The sequence below is a fragment of the Pseudomonas sp. DrBHI1 genome (assembly GCF_002205115.1).
Taxonomy (GTDB): Bacteria; Pseudomonadota; Gammaproteobacteria; order Pseudomonadales; family Pseudomonadaceae; genus Aquipseudomonas; species Aquipseudomonas mosselii.
This window is the reverse complement of the sequence record NZ_NIBE01000124.1, coordinates 13,787-31,246: the sequence shown is the minus strand read 5'-3', so window position 1 is coordinate 31,246 and position 17,460 is coordinate 13,787. Positions and strand designations below refer to the sequence as shown.

General features: G+C 68.2%; 11 protein-coding genes. 4 read left to right on the top strand and 7 right to left on the bottom strand.

Translation table 11 applies throughout. The features are described 5' to 3' along the window. Positions 1-17 precede the first annotated feature (17 nt). The 6 genes from CC207_RS22770 to CC207_RS22745 form a co-directional block, all read right to left on the bottom strand. Positions 18-1,085 carry a GNAT family N-acetyltransferase gene (locus CC207_RS22770; protein WP_088852803.1) on the bottom strand — a complete coding sequence of 356 codons (1,068 nt, stop codon included), beginning with the start codon at positions 1,083-1,085 and terminating at the stop codon, positions 18-20. A 420-nt stretch (positions 1,086-1,505) separates the two neighbouring features. After that, on the bottom strand, positions 1,506-2,789 hold the full coding sequence (locus CC207_RS22765; RefSeq protein WP_088852802.1) for a histidine decarboxylase: 1,284 nt from the start codon (positions 2,787-2,789) through the stop codon (positions 1,506-1,508). 80 nt (positions 2,790-2,869) lie between these two features. Next, positions 2,870-3,652 carry a 2,3-dihydro-2,3-dihydroxybenzoate dehydrogenase gene (gene dhbA, locus CC207_RS22760; protein WP_356948732.1) on the bottom strand — a complete coding sequence of 261 codons (783 nt, stop codon included), beginning with the start codon at positions 3,650-3,652 and terminating at the stop codon, positions 2,870-2,872. Next, positions 3,619-4,485, bottom strand: coding sequence for an isochorismatase (locus CC207_RS22755; protein ID WP_069017584.1), 867 nt, complete (start codon positions 4,483-4,485; stop codon positions 3,619-3,621). Before CC207_RS22755 ends, dhbA begins: the two co-directional genes overlap by 34 nt. Before the next feature lie 17 nt (positions 4,486-4,502). Further along, positions 4,503-6,104, bottom strand: a complete 1,602-nt coding sequence (locus tag CC207_RS22750; protein ID WP_088852801.1) for a (2,3-dihydroxybenzoyl)adenylate synthase — start codon at positions 6,102-6,104, stop codon at positions 4,503-4,505. A gap of 26 nt (positions 6,105-6,130) precedes the next feature. Continuing rightward, on the bottom strand, positions 6,131-7,303 hold the full coding sequence (locus CC207_RS22745) for an isochorismate synthase MenF (RefSeq protein ID WP_069017583.1): 1,173 nt from the start codon (positions 7,301-7,303) through the stop codon (positions 6,131-6,133). Positions 7,304-7,432: 129 nt separating this feature from the next. Here CC207_RS22745 and CC207_RS22740 point away from each other — a divergent pair, with 129 nt between their 5' ends. Next, positions 7,433-11,719: an amino acid adenylation domain-containing protein gene (locus CC207_RS22740; RefSeq protein WP_256582269.1), complete on the top strand. Its 4,287-nt coding sequence runs from the start codon at positions 7,433-7,435 to the stop codon at positions 11,717-11,719. Positions 11,720-11,780: 61 nt separating this feature from the next. Beyond that, entirely contained in the window at positions 11,781-13,100 is a 1,320-nt protein-coding gene (gene basC / locus CC207_RS22735; RefSeq protein WP_088852799.1) for a putative histamine N-monooxygenase, read from the top strand. A gap of 73 nt (positions 13,101-13,173) precedes the next feature. Here the strand turns inward: basC and CC207_RS22730 are convergent, their stop codons facing one another. Next, positions 13,174-15,273, bottom strand: a complete 2,100-nt coding sequence (locus CC207_RS22730) for a condensation domain-containing protein (RefSeq protein ID WP_088852798.1) — start codon at positions 15,271-15,273, stop codon at positions 13,174-13,176. Between the two features lie 218 nt (positions 15,274-15,491). On the opposite strand from CC207_RS22730, the gene CC207_RS22725 reads away from it, so the two are divergent. Both CC207_RS22725 and CC207_RS22720 read left to right on the top strand, forming a co-directional pair. Beyond that, a complete protein-coding gene (locus tag CC207_RS22725; protein WP_062574076.1) occupies positions 15,492-16,007 on the top strand; it encodes a sigma-70 family RNA polymerase sigma factor in 516 nt (171 codons plus the stop codon). Between the two features lie 120 nt (positions 16,008-16,127). Continuing rightward, on the top strand, positions 16,128-17,460 hold a 1,333-nt coding region (locus CC207_RS22720; protein ID WP_371916507.1), incomplete at its 3' end, for an ABC transporter ATP-binding protein.

Below are 17,460 nucleotides of genomic sequence, written 5' to 3'. Positions count from 1 at the left end.
GCAAAAACTCCGATCGGTTAGCTGGCGGCCCGGGAAGCCGGGTCGGCGGGAAGGCTGCAAAGGTTGTTGGCCAGGTGCGCGTAGGCCAGGTCGAATCGGGCGATGTCGTCGTCGAAGCCGTGGCTGCGCGGGGGCACGGCGAAGTCCTGGAACACCAGCTGGATGCAGTCGTAGCGCACGCCGTTCTCCAAGTGCCAGGCCGGCAGGTAGGCGGTGATGGCAAAACCCAGGCGGCGCAGGCTGGCCAGCAGCTCCAGCTTGTCTGCCAGGATCACCAGGCTGACGTACTCCGCCTGCGCATGTTGGCGCAGCAGCGCGCCCAGCTCCGCCAGCACAGCTTGGCTTGACAGGTAGCGACCGCACTGGCCCGACAGCATCAGCGCGCCGACCTGGGGATCGTGGGTGTAGCTGAGCTGGCCATGGCGTTCGGCGCCGGTGGGACCGCTCAGAAAGGTGTCCGGGTAGCTGCCGGGAGTGACGCCGAGCCGCAGGGCGGGGTAAAGCAGGCGGCGGACGAATTCGGCGGCGCGGGCGGTCACGTACCAGGGCGCCACATGGACAAAGCCGGCCTGGAGCACCGGCTGGATGGCGGTCAGGTGATATTCGCGCAGGCCGTCGACCGTGTCCGGGCCGCCGTCATGCCCCACCAGCACGGCGGGGCGGATCTTGTTCATGACGCTGTGGCTTGCGATGTTGCGGGTGATGTAGAAGCCCAGCTCCATGGGTTCGGGCCGGTGGGTCTCGAAACCGAGGCGGATCAGGCTGGAGATGGCGCCGGTCCTGCGTGCATCGGGGTGGATCACCCCGTGGCAGACTTCCCACGAGCGGTTCCAGGGGCGGCGGGCGATGCAGCAGCATCCGAGCAGTTGGCCCTGGGCCTGGGCGACAAACCACTGCTGCTGCCCGCTGCGCAGCGAGTGACGGATATAGTCCGGGCTCTGGCAAGGGTGGGTGGTCTGCCCATAGACCTGCTGGAACAGCGCGGCGAGGGCTTCGATATCGGCGGGGCTGGCCGGGCGACAGCGCAGTGTTTCGGTTTCCGGCAACGGCGCAACGGCCGTTTGCGGCGAACGGGTCGCAGTCATGACGCACCTTTTGTCTTTATTGAAGGCGAACGAAGGCAGTGACCGCCCAGGGCAGGTCACGGGCACGTGACGGGGCTGGGGTCAGTGACGGAGATGTCGTCGCAGGTCGGCGCGGCTGGGTGATGTGTGTGAAGGGTGAGGCGAGAGTGCGTCATCCGTGAGCATGGCCATCATGCGACTCCTGTACATGGCGGGTTCTTGTCCAAGGCCAGCGCAACTCCTTGGCGCTGCCAGGAAACGGACTATAGAGTCACGCGATGGGCCGTCAAACGGCCATCGGCAGGAGACTGCAACGTGTTGTGCGGTCAAGGTGCCGAGGGGGCGGGCAGGCCCGCCCCTGTTTTTCGGTACGCCAGGTCCCGGAGCAACACGCTGTAGGAACAGGCTTACATGTAAATGGCTGTAAAGACGACTCGGTGTTCAGATATCGCTGCCCTTGAGGCGGGCAAGGCCGCTGTCACGTGCGAGTCTGGGATGGCCCGGCAGCGGCTCCGGCCGAGGATGTCCTGCCGTGCTGTAGACCCGGGTACGACTGCCCAGGCCCTCCACCAGGGGCGCCTGCAGCGGGTATCGGGTGCGGGCCTTGAGGTCGGCGATCAGCTCGTCGAGCAGCGCGTCGATCTGCGTGCTGTCCTGGTGGTGGGCGGTGGTGATCAGGTGCGCGGTGTCGCCCGAGGTGGCCAGGCAATGGCGTTTCCACACGCTGGCCGAGGGGCAGGGGAACACCACGGTGATCGAGTTGGGGTTGCGCCAGGCCTCGATGCCGGCCGCCCGCAGCCGGTCCACCGCATGTTGGGCCAGGTCCAGGCAGCGCTGGATGCGTGCGCGCCAGTCCTCCCGCGACCGGCTGCACAATGCGGCCCACATCATCAGTGGCGTGTGGCCGTTGCGCGAGCCGCTGATGGTCTGGTCGCGGGCACTGATGTAGTCGATTTCCACCGAAATGCGCTCGACGTTGTGGCGCCGGGCCACGACGATGCCGCAGGGCATCGGCGAGCCGATCATCTTGTGCCCGGAGACGCAGATCGAGTCGATGCCGTCGGCGAACGAGTAGGGCTCGGGGTTATCGACGAAGGGCAGGATCATGCCGCTGAGGGCCGCGTCGGCATGCAGGTAGTAGTCCTCGCGGCGGATGCCGGCCTGGGCCAGGCGTTGCTGAATGGTGGCGATGTTGTCGGTGGCACCGCGCAGGGTGGTGCCGATATTGGCGAAGATGATCGGGTGGTGTTCACCGTCGGCGGTGATTCGCGCGACCAGGTCGTCGTAGTCCATTTCGCCGTTGGCCTGGGATTCCACCACCTGGGCCTTGATGCGCAGCAGGCGGACGATCTTGGCCACCGAGTAGTGGGTGTCCTTGGAGTAGTAGAGGGTGGCGTCGGGAAACAGCTCGCGGGCCAGGTAGCAGCCGAACATGTTGCCTTCGGTGCCGCCGTTGGTGACATAGCCCCAGCTGTCCTCGAACGGGATGTGGAACAGCTCGGCGAAGAAGCGCATCACCTCGCGCTCGAAGTCGAAGGAGTTGAGCAGGTAGTTGCTGGGCTCGTTCCAGTCGCCGCAGTTGTTGATGGAAAAGCGCATGAAGCGGTGCAGCAGGCTGTAGTCGAAGTCGGCCGACTCGGGGTAGCCGACATTGAAGTACTGGTGGGTAAGGCAGTACTGCCAGAAGGCCTCGAGACGCTTGTGGTCGGCGGGTGAGAATGTCATGTCCAGCTCCATGGTGCGCGCTCGGCCGGCCAGGGCCGAGCGCGGTGCGGGTGAAAGTCCTTGTCAGTGCCGCATCAGGCTCAGGCGGCCAGGGTGGCGCCGCCGTCGACCACGATATCCTGCAGGGTCACGTGCCCGGCCTGCTCCGAGGCCAGGAACAGCACTACATTGGCGATGTCGTCGGGCGTGGCGATCTTGCCCAGCGGCACGCCGAGCTTGTACTGCCCGGGCAGGCCGTCGACCAGCTGGCGTTCGCCCGCCGGGTCGCCGAGCATGCCGGCGAGCATCGGCGTGCGCGTCGAGCCTGGCGACACCACGTTGCAGCGTACGCCGTAGGGTGCCAGCTCCAGGCCCACGCAGTGGCTCAGGCTGACCAGTGCGGCCTTGGAGGTGCAGTAGGCGGCCATGTTCAGGCGCGGCACGTGGGCGGCGTTGGAGGCGACGTTGACGATGGCGCCGCGGCGCTGGCGGCGGAACACCGGGGTCCACTGGCGCATCAGGTAGAACGGCGCGCTCACGTTGACATCCAGGCAGCGCTGCCAGTCTTCGCAGGACACCTCGTCGCTGCGCCCCAGGCGCAGCACGCCGGCGACATTGACCAGCACGTCGAGGTACTGCGCCTGCTCCTTGAGGCGGTCGCAGACCCGTTGCACGTCGGCGGGATCGGTCAGGTCGACATGCAGCAGCGCGAAGGGCACGTCGGCCTCCTCGCAGTCCAGGCCGATGACCTCGGCGCCTTCCTCGAGAAACTGCTGCGCCACGCAGCGACCGATGCCGCTGGCGGCGCCGGTGACCAGCACGCGCCGGCCGGTGAAGCGGGCCATGGCCATCAGGCGGCCCCCCGCGCTTGCATTAGCGACCACCAGCCATCCAGGGTCGGCGCGTTGGCCAGCTCCTCGAAGCTGACGGCGATGCCGCGCTGCTTGAGCTCGGCGGCCAGCTTCATCACCTGCAGCGAGTCCAGGCCGTAGAAGATCAGGCTTTCCTGCGGGTCGAGGTCGCTGTCGTCCTCGATCATCTGGCGCACCCGGCCATGCAGCCAGTCGCGTGTGGTCTCGCCCGCGGGTTGGGTCAACAGGGCGGTGGTGTCGGTGACATGGCCGCAGCGGGTGGCGACGTACTTCAGGGCCAGGCGGTGCTCCTCCTCGGAGAAGTCGGCCACCGCATCGCCCACCAGGAACGCCTGGATATCGTTCATGAAGGCGTCGGCGGCGGTGATCATGCAGCCGATATGGGCGTACACGCCGCCGATCAGCAGCTGGTCGCGTTGCCAGGTGCGCATGCGCTCGAGCAGGTCGGAGCGCTGGAAGGCGCTGTAGCGCCACTTGGTCAGCACCGTGTCGCCCGCTTGCGGCGCCAGGGCGTCGATGATCGGTTGCTGCTCGGGGCTGGCCGCCGGCAGGCCCGGGCCCCACATGGCGTTGAGCAGGGCGCGGTCCGCGGGTGGCTGTTCATGGGGCTGGGCGGTGTAGACCACAGGGATGCCCTGCTCGCGGGCCCAGTGGATCAGCCGCGACAGGTTGTCCACCAGGGCGGTGAGCAGGGCGCCGTCGGGTTGGTAGAAGCGCAGGAAGTAGCGCTGCATGTCGTGGATCAGCAGCACGGCGCGGGCCGGGTCGGGTTGCCATTGGGTCTTGTTGGCCGGGTAGCTGGCCCGCAGCGGCATGGCATAGTCGTGGATGGTTGGAATGGTCATGTCGGGTCCTTGGACGGTCAGGCGGTCTGGGCGACGGCGAGCAGCGCGCGCAGTTGCTTCTTGTCGATCTTGCCCACCGCGGTCAGCGGCATGGCGTCGATCAGCCGGATCCGGTCCGGGAGCTTGTATTCAGCGATACCCAGGCCCATCAGGTGGCGGCGCAGGGCGATCGGCTTGAGCTGCGGGTTGCGCGAGACGATGAAGGCGCAGCTTTTCTCGCCGAGCAGTTCGTCGGGCAGCGCCACCAGGGCGGCATGGGTCACGTCCGGGTGCATGACGATCAGGTTCTCGATCTCCTCCGAGGCGACCTTCTCGCCGCCGCGGTTGATCTGGTCCTTGACCCGCCCGACCACTCGCAGGTTGCCATCGGCGCTGCGCTGGACGATGTCGCCGGAGTGGTAGAAGCCGTCCTGATCGAACACCTGGGCGTTGTGCTCGGGGCTTTGGTAGTAGCCGCAGAAGGTGTAGGGGCCACGGGTGGCGAGCATGCCTGGCTCGCCGTCGGCGACCGGCTGGCCCTGTTCGTCGAGGATGCGCACTTCGTCCAGCTCGCTGATCGGCCGGCCCTGGGTGGTGAACACCTGCTCGTCGCTATCGTCCAGGCGGGTGTAGTTGACCAGGCCCTCGGCCATGCCGAACACCTGTTGCAGGCGGCAGCCCAATACCTCAGGGACCTGGCGGGCCAGGGCCTCGGCGAAGCTCGCACCGCCGACCTGCAGCAGGCGCAGGCTGCGCAGCTTGGCCGCGTGCCCGGGCGCGGCCTGCAGCCACAGGGCCACGGCGCTGGGCACCAGGGCGGCCATGGTCACCGCGTGGCGCTCGATCAGGGCGAAGCAGTTGAGCGGCTCCGGGTTGGCCGCCATGACGATGCAGCCGCCGGCGTGCAGCACGCCCAGGCCGCCGGGGGAGCTGAGGGTGTAGTTGTGCGCGGCGGGCAGGGCGCAGAGAAAGCGCGTGGCGCTGTCCAGGGCGCAGATCTGCGCGCTGGCCCGCACGCTGTAGGCGTAGTCGTTGTGGGTGCGCGGGATCAGCTTGGGGGTGCCGGTGCTGCCGCCGGACAGCTGGAACAGCGCCACTTCGCCGGCCGGGCTGGGCGCGTAGTGGGTGCCGCGCACATCGGCGCTGGCGCTCCATTCGTCGAGAGCATCGAGCATCAACGTCAGCTTCGGACGCAGGCCTTCCTTGGCCAGGTCGTCGAGGAACGCGTCGTTGCGGAACACCTCATGCTCGGCCGAGGCAATCAGCAAGGCGGGTTGGATCTGCCGGGCGAAGGCGCCCAGCTCGTGCTGGCGGTAGCTGTAGAGCGCGTTGACCGGGGCGATGCCGGCCTTGAACAGGGCAAACAGCACGATGTAGAACTCGGCGACGTTGGGCAACTGCACCAGTGCCGTGTCGCCCTGGCCGAGGCCGTGGGCGGCCAGGCGCGAGGCCAGGTTGGAAGCGCGCCGGTCCAGTTCGCCGTAGCTGATGCAGCGTTCGCCGCAGAGGATCGCCGGGGCCTGTGGCTGCGCGGCGGCGCGCTCGATCAGCAGTTGGCTGAGCGGCTGGTCGTTCCAGTAGCCGGCGGCGCGATAGCGCTGCGCCCGGTCCGCGGGCCAGGGGGTGAATTCGATGGTCATGGGCATCTCGGAAAACGGGTTTGAGGTCAATGGTCCAGGCCGCAGGCACGCAGCATGGTGCCGAGCTTGGTCTGCACTTCGTTCCATTCGGTGTCGGGGCTGGAGGCCTCGACGATGCCGGCGCCGGCGAACAGGCGCACGCGCTGGCCGCTGAAGGTGCCGCAGCGGATGGTCACCACCCACTCGCCGTTGCCCTGGGCGTCGCACCACCCGACCATGCCGGTGAACAGGCCGCGCTCGAAGGGCTCGACGAAGCGGATCAGTTGCCGAGCCCGCTCGGTGGGGTAGCCGCACACGGCGGGAGTCGGGTGCAGCCGGCAGGCCAGTTGCAGGGCGTCGATATCGGCCGTGGCCAGTTCGCCCTCGATACGAGTGGACAGGTGCCACAGCGCGGCGGTGCTGATCAGCGACGGTCGCTCGGGGACCTGCAGGCGGCTGCACAGTTCGCCGACGCGCTGGGCGATGTCCTCGGTGACCAGGCGGTGCTCGTAGTGGTCCTTCTCCGACGTCGCCAGCCATTGTGCATTGGCGCGGTCGGCCTCGGGGTCGGCCATGCGCCGCACGGAGCCGGCCAGCGGGTTGCTGACGAAGGCCGTGCCTTGCTTGTGCACCAGCAGCTCCGGGCTCACCCCCAGCAGGGTGGCGCCGTTGGCCAGGGGCACGCGGAAGTGGTAGCCCTCACGGTTCAGCGCCTTGAGGTTGGCCTGCACCTGTGCCGGGTCCACGGGCGTGGCGAAGTGCAGTTCGCGCTGCACCGAGAGCACGGCCTTGCGCACATCGCTGTGCTGGAAGTTGACGATGGCATGGCGCACGGCGCGCTTGAAACCGTGTTCGTCGGGGATGTTGGCCTGGCTGAGCAGCGCCGGCAGCGCGCCGGCCTGGGCGGGCGCCGCGGTGCGTTGCTGCCAGGCATAGGCCTGGGGAACGTACAGACTGGATGCCTGAGTGGTGTCGAAGGGGATGGCGCCGACCACGATCGGGTTGTCCTGCCCGGCCTGGCGGGCGCGCTCGAAGGCCTGGTCGATGCTGCGCCGCAGCGCGCCGCCGGCCAGGTGGCTGCCGTGGGCCGGGGTGTCGATCCGCTCACGCAGGCCGCTGACGCTCAGCTCGCGGTCGCCGGATGTGAATGAAAAGCTCGAGTCCTCTTGGCTGAGCGGCACGGTGTCCCTGTCTTGCAAACGCAGGGTGCCTGTCTTCATGGGTAGCCTCCTTGGCCGATGGGTGAGAAAGAAAACCTTGAAATATAATCATTCTCGTTAGTAAATATGAGGACGCGAAACACATGGATTTGTCAACTACGCGGGTAAGCGATGAGAGAGTTAACTTCGATGCAGGCCGCCTGTTGGATCGGGCGGGATGCACATGCGGCACTGGGTGGCGTCAGCGCTCACCTGTATGCCGAGTTCGATGGCCAGGCCATCGATGTGGCGCGCCTTGAAGTCGCACTTGAGGGGCTGTACCGGGCGCACCCGATGCTCAAGCTGCGCATCGACGGACAGGGACGGCAGAGCATCGACGAGACGCTGCGCCCCCAGCTGGAGCTGGAGGATTTCAGCGATCTGGACGGGCCCACCGTGGAGCGGCGCCTGCCGGAGAAACGTCGCCAGTGGAGTCACCAGCGCCTGGACCTGGGCGCTGGCCAGGGTGCGCGCTTCGGCCTGAGCCTGTTGCCGGGCAATGCCGCTCGGCTACACGTGGACACCGACATGATTGCGGTGGACCCGTCCAGCTTCCGGGTGCTGATGGAAGACCTGGCCCGGCTGTACGACACCCCTGAAACCGTGCTGCCGACCACGCCGAGCTATTTCGACTGGCTGGACCAGGTGCGTGCCGATGCCGACCTGCGCGACGCTCGCAGCCGCGACCGTGCCTGGTGGCGGGCACGCCTGGCGCAGATCGCCCCGGCGCCGACGTTGCCCTTGCTTGCCCCGGGCCCGGCGCGCAGCGAGCGCTTTGCCGCCCGGCTCGAACCCGAGCAGTACCGCGCCTTGCAACAGGCGGCGCGGGCGCAGCGGATCACTTCGTCGGCGTTGCTGCTCGGGCTGTTCGCCACCGCCCTGGGAGAGCACACCGGGGACCGCCGCCTGCGCCTGAACGTGCCGGTGTTCTGGCGCGAGCCGGTGCTGGAACCGGTGCAACGGATCGTCGGCGAGTTCGCCAACCTGGTGCTGGTCGATGTCGACTTCACCGGCGTCGCCAGCCTTGCCGCGCTGTGCCAGGACCTGCACCGGCAATTGGTCGAACGCCTGGCGCACAGCGCCTATCCAGGCGTGGACCTGATGCGCGACCTGTCGCGCCATCACGGCACGCCGCAACTGGCGCCGGTGGTGTTCACCGCAGGGCTGGACCTGCCCGGTGGCGAGCTGTTCTCCGAGCGCGTGGGCCGGGTGTTCGGGCCGATGGACTGGGTGATCTCCCAGGGTCCGCAGGTGGCGCTGGACGCGCAGGTGGCCCAGGTCGATGGCGGCCTGCTGGTCAACTGGGATGTGCGCCTGGACGCACTGCCGGCGGATTGGGTCCAGGCACTGTTCGAGCGCTTCATTGCCCTGGCCGTCGCGGTGGCTGCCGACATGGGCGCGCTGCACCAGCCTTTGACGATCGCGGCCAGCCGGGATCGCCCTTTGAACGCCCTGCAGCAGGCCTACCTGCTGGGGCGTGGCGAGCATTTGCCGCTGGGCGGCGTGGCCATGCAGGAGTTTCGCGAATACCGCGGGCACATGGACCTGGCGCTGCTGCGCAGCCGCCTCACGGACATGGTGCGCCGCCACGACAGCCTGCGCACCCGCATCGATGCTCAGGCACTGACCCAGTCGTTGAGCGACCAGGTGCAGGTCAACCTGGAGGTGATCGACCTGCGCGCGCTGACGGGTGAGCAAGCCCAGGCGCAGCTCGAGGTCCGTCGCGAGGCCTATGCCCACGCGTTGTTCGACCTGGCTGGACCGCCCTGGAATGTCACCGCCTTCCAGCTGCCGCAGGGCGAGCTGGTGGTGTTCGTGCGCTTCGATGCGCTGATCCTCGATGGACGCGCCATCGCCACCCTGATGGTCGAACTGTTCGACGGGCACTGCCAGCCGCTGACCACCAGCGAGCCGACGGCGGCTGTCGACGACCAGAGCGAGGTGCGCAAGGCCGATACCGAGTATTGGAAGTCAAAGCTGGCCGAGGTCGATGGCGCGCCACGGCTACCGTGGCGCTGCGCCCTGGACAAGGTCGGCGTGGCCCGATACGCACGCCAGCGTCAAGTGATCCCGGCCCCGGCGTTCAAGGCATTGAGCCGCGCCGGCGCACGCGAGGGGTTGTTCAAGAACTCGACGATCATGGCCGTGGTACTGGAAGTGCTCGGCCACTGGCTCGACGAGGGCAGCCTGTGCGTGGCGGTGCCGGTGGCGCCGCCCCAGGACGGCGCGTTCGCCAACCGTTCCAGCTTCATCGCCCTCGACTGGCAACACAAACTGCCCACGTTCGCCGAGCGCGCCAAGCGCCTGCAGGCCGATGTGCTGGAGGGCCTGCAGCACCTGGCGTTTTCCGGCGTGGACCTGGCCCGCCTGCTGTACGACAGCAACGGCCCGGGCCCGGCATTGCCGGTGGTGTTGACCAATGGCCTGTCCTGGCCGGTGGGCGCGCTCGATGGTCCGATGACCTTGAGCGCGGGCCTGACCCAGACGCCCCAGGTGGCCATGGACATCCGTTTCTGCAACACCGCCGAGGGCGGCTTGGCGTTCGAGATCGACTATGCCCGCGAAGCGGTCGATGGCCGCTGGGTCGGGCAGCTGCTCGCAGCCTTTGGCCAGGCGGTGGCGCAACTGGCCGGGCAGGGCGCGTTCGAAGTCCAGGCACGGCAGTTCATCGACCTTGGCCACTACCGCCTCAACAGCAGCGAGGCGCAGGCCGCACCTGTCGATTTCCTCGGCCGCATCGCCCACAACCTGTTCGGCCCGGACAGCGGACGCATCGCCTTGCTGCACGGCGAGCGGCGGATCAGCTACGCCGAACTGGGCGAGGGCGTCGCCCGCATCGCCCAGGCTTTCAAGGCCCGGGGCCTGCAGCCTGGCCAGGTGGTCGCGATCTGCCTGCCGCGCGGTCCCGAGCACAGCATGGCGACCCTGGCCTGCGCCCTGAGCGGGCTGGTCTGGGTGCCGATCGACGCGGCAGCGCCCGAAGAGCGCCTGCGCTACCTGCTGGACAACTGCCAGCCGGCGCTGGTGGTCGATAGCGCCGCGCCACTGCTGGCCAGCCCGCCGGCCGCCCTGGACCTGACAGGCCTGGCGGCGTTGTCGGTCAGCACCGCGCCGGCCTACTACCTCTACACCTCCGGCACCACCGGCAAGCCCAAGTGCGTGGTGCTGAACAACCGCGCCACGGCCAACGTCATCGGCAGCACCCTGGCGCAGTGGCAGGTCAGCCGTGATGACGTGTTCATCTCGGTGACCCCGCTGCACCACGACATGTCGGTGTTCGACGTGTTCGGCAGCCTCTGCGCCGGGGCGGCGCTGGTGCTGCCCGAGCCCGGCGAGGAAAAGGACGCGCTGCGCTGGAACCAGCTGGTCAGGCGGCACGGCGTGAGCCTGTGGTGCTCGGTGCCGGCCATCCTCGAAATGCTCCTGGCCTGCCGCCAGGGCGATGGCTTGCGCAGCCTGCGCCTGCTGGCCCAGGGCGGCGACTACATCAAGCCGGCGGTGATCGCCGAATTGCGCGAGCTGTTGCCGGCGGCGCGGCTGGTGTCCCTGGGCGGGCCGACCGAGACCACCATCTGGAGCATCTGGCACGAGATCGGCGACCAGGACCGCGCCAGGGTGCCCTATGGACGCCCATTGCCGGGCAACCGCTACTGGCTGCTGGACGAACACGGCGAGCATTGCCCGCAGGGCGTCGCCGGGCGTATCCACACCAGTGGCGTGGGCTTGGCCCTGGGCTACCTGCAGGAGGGTGAGCTGCTGCAGAACGACTTCGTCAGCGTGCTCGACGAGCAGGGGACATCGGTACGGGCCTTCCGTACCGGCGATCGAGGTCGCTACCGCGAGGACGGGGTGCTGCTGTTCGACAGTCGGGTCAATGGCTATGTGAAGGTGCGCGGCGTGCGCGTATCGCTGCCGGACGTCGAGATCGAGCTGATCCGCCATCCGGCGGTGCAGCAGGTGCTGGTGGTGGACTATGGCGATACGCAACAGGGCGAGGCCTGCATCGGCGCCCTCTATGTGCGCCGCCACGACGCGCCACCCGGCGCCGTGGCGCTACGCGAGCATGCCCGGGCGTTGCTGGCGCAATCCCATGTGCCCACGCGCTTCGTCGAGGTGGCCGAGTTGCCGTTGACGGCCAATGGCAAGCCGGACCGCCGCCGAGCCCGCACGTTGCTGGAAGGCGAAACCGAGCAGCCGCCGGCAGCGACGCCCAGTGACCCGCAGCGTTGCGCCCAGGTGCTGGCGATCTATCAGCAGGTGCTCGGCGTCACGCAGCCGGCCCGGGACTTCCTCGCCATGGGCCTGCGGCCGCAGCACCTCAAGCCCCTGGCGGCACGACTGGGCGAAGCCTTCGCGGTGCGCTTGTCGCCCGCACAGTTGTTGGCGTGCCGCACGGTCGAAGACGTCGAGCGCCTGCTTGCCGCCACACCTGCCTGAATCAACCGCCCTGGGCCCGGCCCGGGGCGCCATCCGTAGTTTTTGGGAAATCATCGAGCATATGGACATAGCAACCGTAGACATCGCCGGCATCGGCATCGGACCGTTCAACCTGGGCTTGGCCGCGCTGCTGTCGCGCCACCCGGACCTGCGCTGCGCGTTCCTTGAGCGCAAGGCGGAATTTCGCTGGCACGAGGGCCTGCTGCTGCCGGGCACCACCTTGCAGGTGCCGTTCCTCGCGGATCTTGTGACCCTGGCCGACCCGTGCCACCCGTTGAGCTACCTCAACTACCTGCACCAGCACGACCGCTTGTTCCAGTTCTACTACTACGACCACTTCCAGGTGCCCCGGCGTGAATACGATCACTATTGCCGCTGGGCCGCGCGCCAGTTGCCGACCTGCCACTTCGGCGAAGAGGTCACCGGCGTGCGCTACGATGGCGGCAGCGAGCGCTTCGTCATCGACAGCGTGTCGGTGTCGGGCCTGGAGCGGCGCTACAGCAGCCGGGACCTGGCCATCGGCCTCGGCACCCGGCCGTGGCTGCCGGCCTGGGCGCGCACCCGCAGCCAGGCGCCGGTGCTGCACTCGGCGGAGTTCGGCAAGCGCCAGGGCGAACTGGAGCAGTGCCGGCGCGTGGTGGTGGTCGGCTCAGGGCAGAGCGCGGCGGAGTGCGTACTGGCCTTGTTCAATGCGTTGACGCCGGAGCAGGTGGAGGCGGGAGCTTCGATCCACTGGATCACCCGTTCAGGGGGCTTCCATCCCATGGAGTACTCCAAGCTCGGCCAGGAATGCTTCACCCCGGCCTATATGAACTACTTCCACACACTCGACCGGGACAAGCGCCGCGAGATCGTGGCCGAGCAGGGCCTGCTGTACAAAGGCATCAGTTTCTCCACCATCGGCGCGATCTACGACCTGATCTACGAACGCTCCATCGGCGGGCGCGAACCGGGGCTGACACTGCTGTCCAGCTGCGAGGTGGAGACGGTCGAGGACCTGGGCTCGGCGGGCCTGCGCATGACTTTCCACCACCGTCAGCTGGACCAGCGGGCGACCCTGGAAACCGATGCGATCGTCGCGGCGACCGGCTATGCCCATGCCTGGCCGCAGTGGTTCGAGCAGCTCAAGGGCACGGTGCTGGCCACCGACGCGCACGGCGACTGCATCGTCGGCGAGGATTTCACCGCGCAGCGCTGCGATGGCGGCAGTGGCCGGGTGTTCGTGCAGAATGCGGAGATCTTCCAGCATGGCGTCGGCTCGCCGGACCTGGGACTGGGGCCGGTGCGCAATGCGGTGATCCTCAACCAGTTGCTGGGCCGGGCGCAGTATCGTGTGCCGCAGCGGTCATCGTTCCAGCGGTATGGGTTGCCGCAGGGGTGATGGGCGTTTGGTCTGCAAAGTTTTCGCCGTGAGGAATGTTGCGCCTATGAGATCGAGCGCCGCCCACGTTGAACTATAAAACCACCTCAGCCAGCGCCCGCCGGCCGGCATCCACCTCGGCAAATACCCCAAACGCTGCGGAAATCATCGCGCACAGGCGCTCGACCTGGGCGGCGCTGTAGCGATCGCTGCGGTAGGTGACCACCAGGCGCAGCGAGCGCTGGCCGTCGAACACATCCTCCATGATCTCGAACTGCAGGCCGAACATCGACTCGCTCTTGTCCGGGTCGATCTGCTTGTAGCGAATGGCCTGGCCCTCGGGCGTGTGCAGGGCGCCATTGAGGGCATTGTTGGCGTGGATCTGCACGTACACATCGAACATCAGGCCCTCGGCGGGCGTCATGCCCAGCGCCTGCTGGATGGTCTCCATGGGCACGTCGGCGTAGGCCATAGAGTCGTTGATCATCCGCGTCACATCGCCCAGCAGCTCGCCCAGCGACTGTTCCGGGACGAACTGCACGCGGTGGGCGACCATGGTGGTGAAGTACCCAACGGTGTCGAAGAACGCCGGATCCGTACGCCCCGAGGCCGAGGTGCCGATTACCAGGTCCGACAGGTTGCCGAGCTTGTGCAGCGACAGGGCGATGGCGGTGTAGATCACGCTGAACAGCGATGACTGGTGCTGCCGGGCACTGGCGCCGAGTTGCTCCAGCACGCCGGGCTCAGGACGCAGCTCCAGCCAGCGCGCACGGGTGGTCGCCTGGTCGGCGGGCAGCAGCGTGGCGTCAGCGGGCAGGGCAAGACCGCGGGTGGCGTCGCGCAGCAGTTCGGTCCAGTACGCCAGGTGGCGCGGGCTCGGGCCCTGGGCACTCTGGGCGAGGGCGAATTCGTGGAAGGTGCGCGCCGGCGCCGACCATTGCGGCGCCCGGTCCTGGGCGCGGGCCAGGTAAGCCTCGGCCAGTTCGGCCATGATCACGTTCAGCGACCACTCGTCGATGGCCATGTGGTGGACCAGGAACGACAGCACCTGGTGGCCGCTGTGCGGGTCACGCAGCAGGCGCAGCCTCAGTGGCAGTTCGCGGGCCAGGTCGAAGCGGTGCTTCGCCTCGCTGGCCAGGCTCGCGCCGGTGCTCTCGGCGCTGGTCCAGAACCACTTGTAGCGGCCCAGTTCGGCCAGCGGCACGATGCGCTGGCAGGCGCTGTCGCCTTCGCCATGGTAGGTGGTGCGCAGGCTGGCGTGGCGCTCCAGCAGGTCGCTGAAAGCTTGCTGCAGCAGCGCTTCGTCCACCGGGTCGTGGAAGTCCAGGGCAAAGGGCAGGTTGAAAAGGGTGCCGTAGTCGAACGCCGCGCAGGCGCGCCACAACGACGCCTGGGCCAGGGCCATCGGTGCCTGCTGGATCTCACCGGGCTGGTCGCTGGCCTGACTGGCTTGCCCTTGGCTCAGCTTGGCACGGGTAGCGAGCGCCGATGCGCTGGGCGAAGCGAAGAAGTCGCTGAAGCGCAGTTCGATGCCGTGCTCGCCCTGCAGGCGCCCGATGATCCGGGTGGCCAGCAGCGAGTGGCCGCCCATGTCGAAGAAATCATCCTCCAGGGTCATGCCAGGCTCCGCCAGGGCCTGGCGGAACGCGTCGAGAATGCGTTGCGCGATGTCCGTCGAGGGCGCCTGGGACAGCGGCTCGAGCTGCAGTGGCTGGTCGCCGGCCAGGGCGTCGTATTCGGCGCGGATGCGTTCGAGCAGGGCTTGCGGCGACTGGCGCAGCACCGCATGGCAGAGCAGGCCGAGGGCGGCCTGCTGGTCGCCGGCCAGCAGCAGGGCCTCGAACGGCGGCTGTGTGGTGGAATCCCAGGGCGCCGCCTGGCGCGCCCGCAGCAGGGCGTCCATGCCCTCGGCGGCGCTGTGCTCGATGCGCAGGCACGGGTACCAGCCGGGTGCCAGGGTCTTGTACAGGTCGCCGTCGTCGCTGAAGTGGTAGCGACTGTTCAGGCCCGGCGTGGCCTCGACCACCGCCTGCACGGCCAGGGCCAGCAACGACAGGTTGGCCTGGGGGCCAAGGCGCCAGGCGCCCAGTTGCCGGTGCAGCTGCTCGGGTTGCTGCTGCTGGGCGAACCAGGCGAGTTCCTCGTGTTCGTCCAGGGCCTGGGGCGAGGGTGGGGTGGTGTTGCGTTCCAACATAGCTAGCTTCCTGCTGTTCGATCGTTCAAGGCCCGCGTCGGCCTTCACTGCCATCCATGGATCGCGGTGAGTGGCCGCGCAGAGGGGGTGCACCACCGGGGTGCATTGCGTGAATCCAAGGGATTCGTTATGGTGTGAAAGATGCAAATAATTATCATCTAGATTGGCGTACGTCAAAGCAAGCCGTCTGGAATGCACCACGCTCAGGGAGAGGTACCGTGGACAACGGAACGTTCGCGCTTCGTCAGCAACTGCACCAGCTGTATCAGGATCATCACGGCTGGTTGTGCGACCTGCTGCGGCGCAAGCTCGGCAACTCGGTGGATGCGGCGGACCTGGCCCACGACATCTACCTGCACCTGATGAACAAGGGCCAGGTGCCCAGCGCCGAGCAGTCGCGCTGCCACCTCACGCAGATCGCCAACGGCAAGGTCATCGACCTGTACCGCCGTCGCCAGCGCGAAACACGCTACCTCGAAGACCATGGCCAGCAGCCCGAGCCGTGGGTGCCCTCTGAGGAGGCGCGGGCGTTGGTGATCGAGGCCCTGGGGGCGATCGACAGGGCCCTGCAGCGGCACTCGCCCAAGGCGCGCCAGGCCCTGTTGCTGTGCCGCCTCGACGGCATGGCCCACCGCGCCATCGCCGACGAGCTGCGGGTCTCGGTGTCCTCGGTGGAAAAGTACATCGCCGCCGGCCTGCGCACCTGCAGGCGCTATCGGCTGGGCGGCGCCTGAGGGCGCGCAGATTTTCTTGCGGGTTTGCCCGCCTCGTGCGGAATACAGGTTGAGAAGGACATGCGGGCAGGGCGCCCCTGGGACGGCCCGGCCCGCGCCTCGTGCTGAAAAGGAGCATTCATGAGTGTTGAACAAGGGGTGGCGGACCCGTCCGCCCGTGGACCGGTCGCCGCGGTGCTTGCGCCGATACGCGGCCGATTGATCGTTGCCGGGCTGCTCGCCGCCCTGGGCGCCATGCTGACCCTGGCGCCGCTGGCGGCCATCGCCGAAGTCGCCCGCCTGGCCCTGGCCGGCGGGCAGGGCCTCGACCAGGCCTGGCCGGTCATCGCCATGGGGCTGGGTTGCCTGTTCGCCGGCATGGCGCTGATCTCGCTGGGCGATCTGGTCGCGCACCTGGCCGACAACCACATCACCGGCACGCTGCGCCTGGCGATCATCCGCCGCCTGGCGCGGGTGCCGCTGGGCTGGTTCACCAGCCGCGCCTCGGGCGAGGTCAAGCAGGCCATGCAGGACGATATCGGCATCCTGCACAGCCTCACCGCGCACTTCTATACCACCCTGGGGCGCAGCGCCGGGGCGGTGCTGGCTTCGATCGTCTACCTGTTCGCCATGGACTGGCGCATGGCGATCGTGTCGATGCTGCCGTTCCCGCTGTTCTTCCTGTTCTTCGCCCGCGCCCACCAGGCCAGCGCCCGCAACATGCAGGCCTTCGGCGCCGGCATGGGGCGGATCAACCAGGCGGTGGTCGAGTTCGTCAACGGCATCCCGGTGGTCAAGGCCTTCGGTGGCCAGCGCAAGGCCCATGGCAGCTACCGCGAGGCGGTGGACGCCTTCGCCGCAGCCTTCACCGACTTCACCCGGCCGCTGGTCAGCGCCATGGCCAACGCCAATGCGATGATCGCCCCGGTGTCGGTGCTCGGCGTGGTGCTGGCGTTCGGCACGCTGTTCGTCGGCCTGGGCTGGATCACCCCGGTGCAGGTGCTGCCGTTCGCCCTGGTGGCGCCGGGCATCTGCGCGCCGCTGCTGTTGCTGGCCTACATCACCCACGACCTGAACAACGCCACCGGCGCCGCCCAGCGCGTGCAGGCGCTGCTGCGCACGCCGGTGCTGGAGACAGACGGCCAGGGCGCCGGCAAGCTGCCGGTCGATGCGCGGATCGAAGTGCAGGGCCTGGGCTATCACTATGATCCGCGCAATCCGGTGCTGAGCGAGGTGTCGTTCACCCTCGAGCCCGGCACGGTAACCGCGGTGGTGGGCGCCTCGGGCGCTGGCAAGTCGACCCTGGCGCGCCTGCTGCTGCGCTTCTTCGACCCCAGCGCCGGGCGCATCACCTTGGGCGGCGTCGACCTGCGCCATATCGACAGCGCCCAGCTGTACCGACGCATCGGCTTCGTCCTGCAGGACGTGCGGCTGATCCATGCCAGCGTGCGCGAGAACATCGCCCTGGGTCGGC

Coding starts and splice junctions, on each gene's coding strand:
- CC207_RS22770 (WP_088852803.1), bottom strand. CDS start 1,085: ATGACTGCGACCCGTTCGCCGCAAACGGCCGTTGCGCCGTTGCCGGAA.
- CC207_RS22765 (WP_088852802.1), bottom strand. CDS start 2,789: ATGACATTCTCACCCGCCGACCACAAGCGTCTCGAGGCCTTCTGGCAG.
- CC207_RS22755 (WP_069017584.1), bottom strand. CDS start 4,485: ATGACCATTCCAACCATCCACGACTATGCCATGCCGCTGCGGGCCAGC.
- CC207_RS22750 (WP_088852801.1), bottom strand. CDS start 6,104: ATGACCATCGAATTCACCCCCTGGCCCGCGGACCGGGCGCAGCGCTAT.
- CC207_RS22745 (WP_069017583.1), bottom strand. CDS start 7,303: ATGAAGACAGGCACCCTGCGTTTGCAAGACAGGGACACCGTGCCGCTC.
- CC207_RS22740 (WP_256582269.1), top strand. CDS start 7,433: ATGCAGGCCGCCTGTTGGATCGGGCGGGATGCACATGCGGCACTGGGT.
- basC (WP_088852799.1), top strand. CDS start 11,781: ATGGACATAGCAACCGTAGACATCGCCGGCATCGGCATCGGACCGTTC.
- CC207_RS22730 (WP_088852798.1), bottom strand. CDS start 15,273: ATGTTGGAACGCAACACCACCCCACCCTCGCCCCAGGCCCTGGACGAA.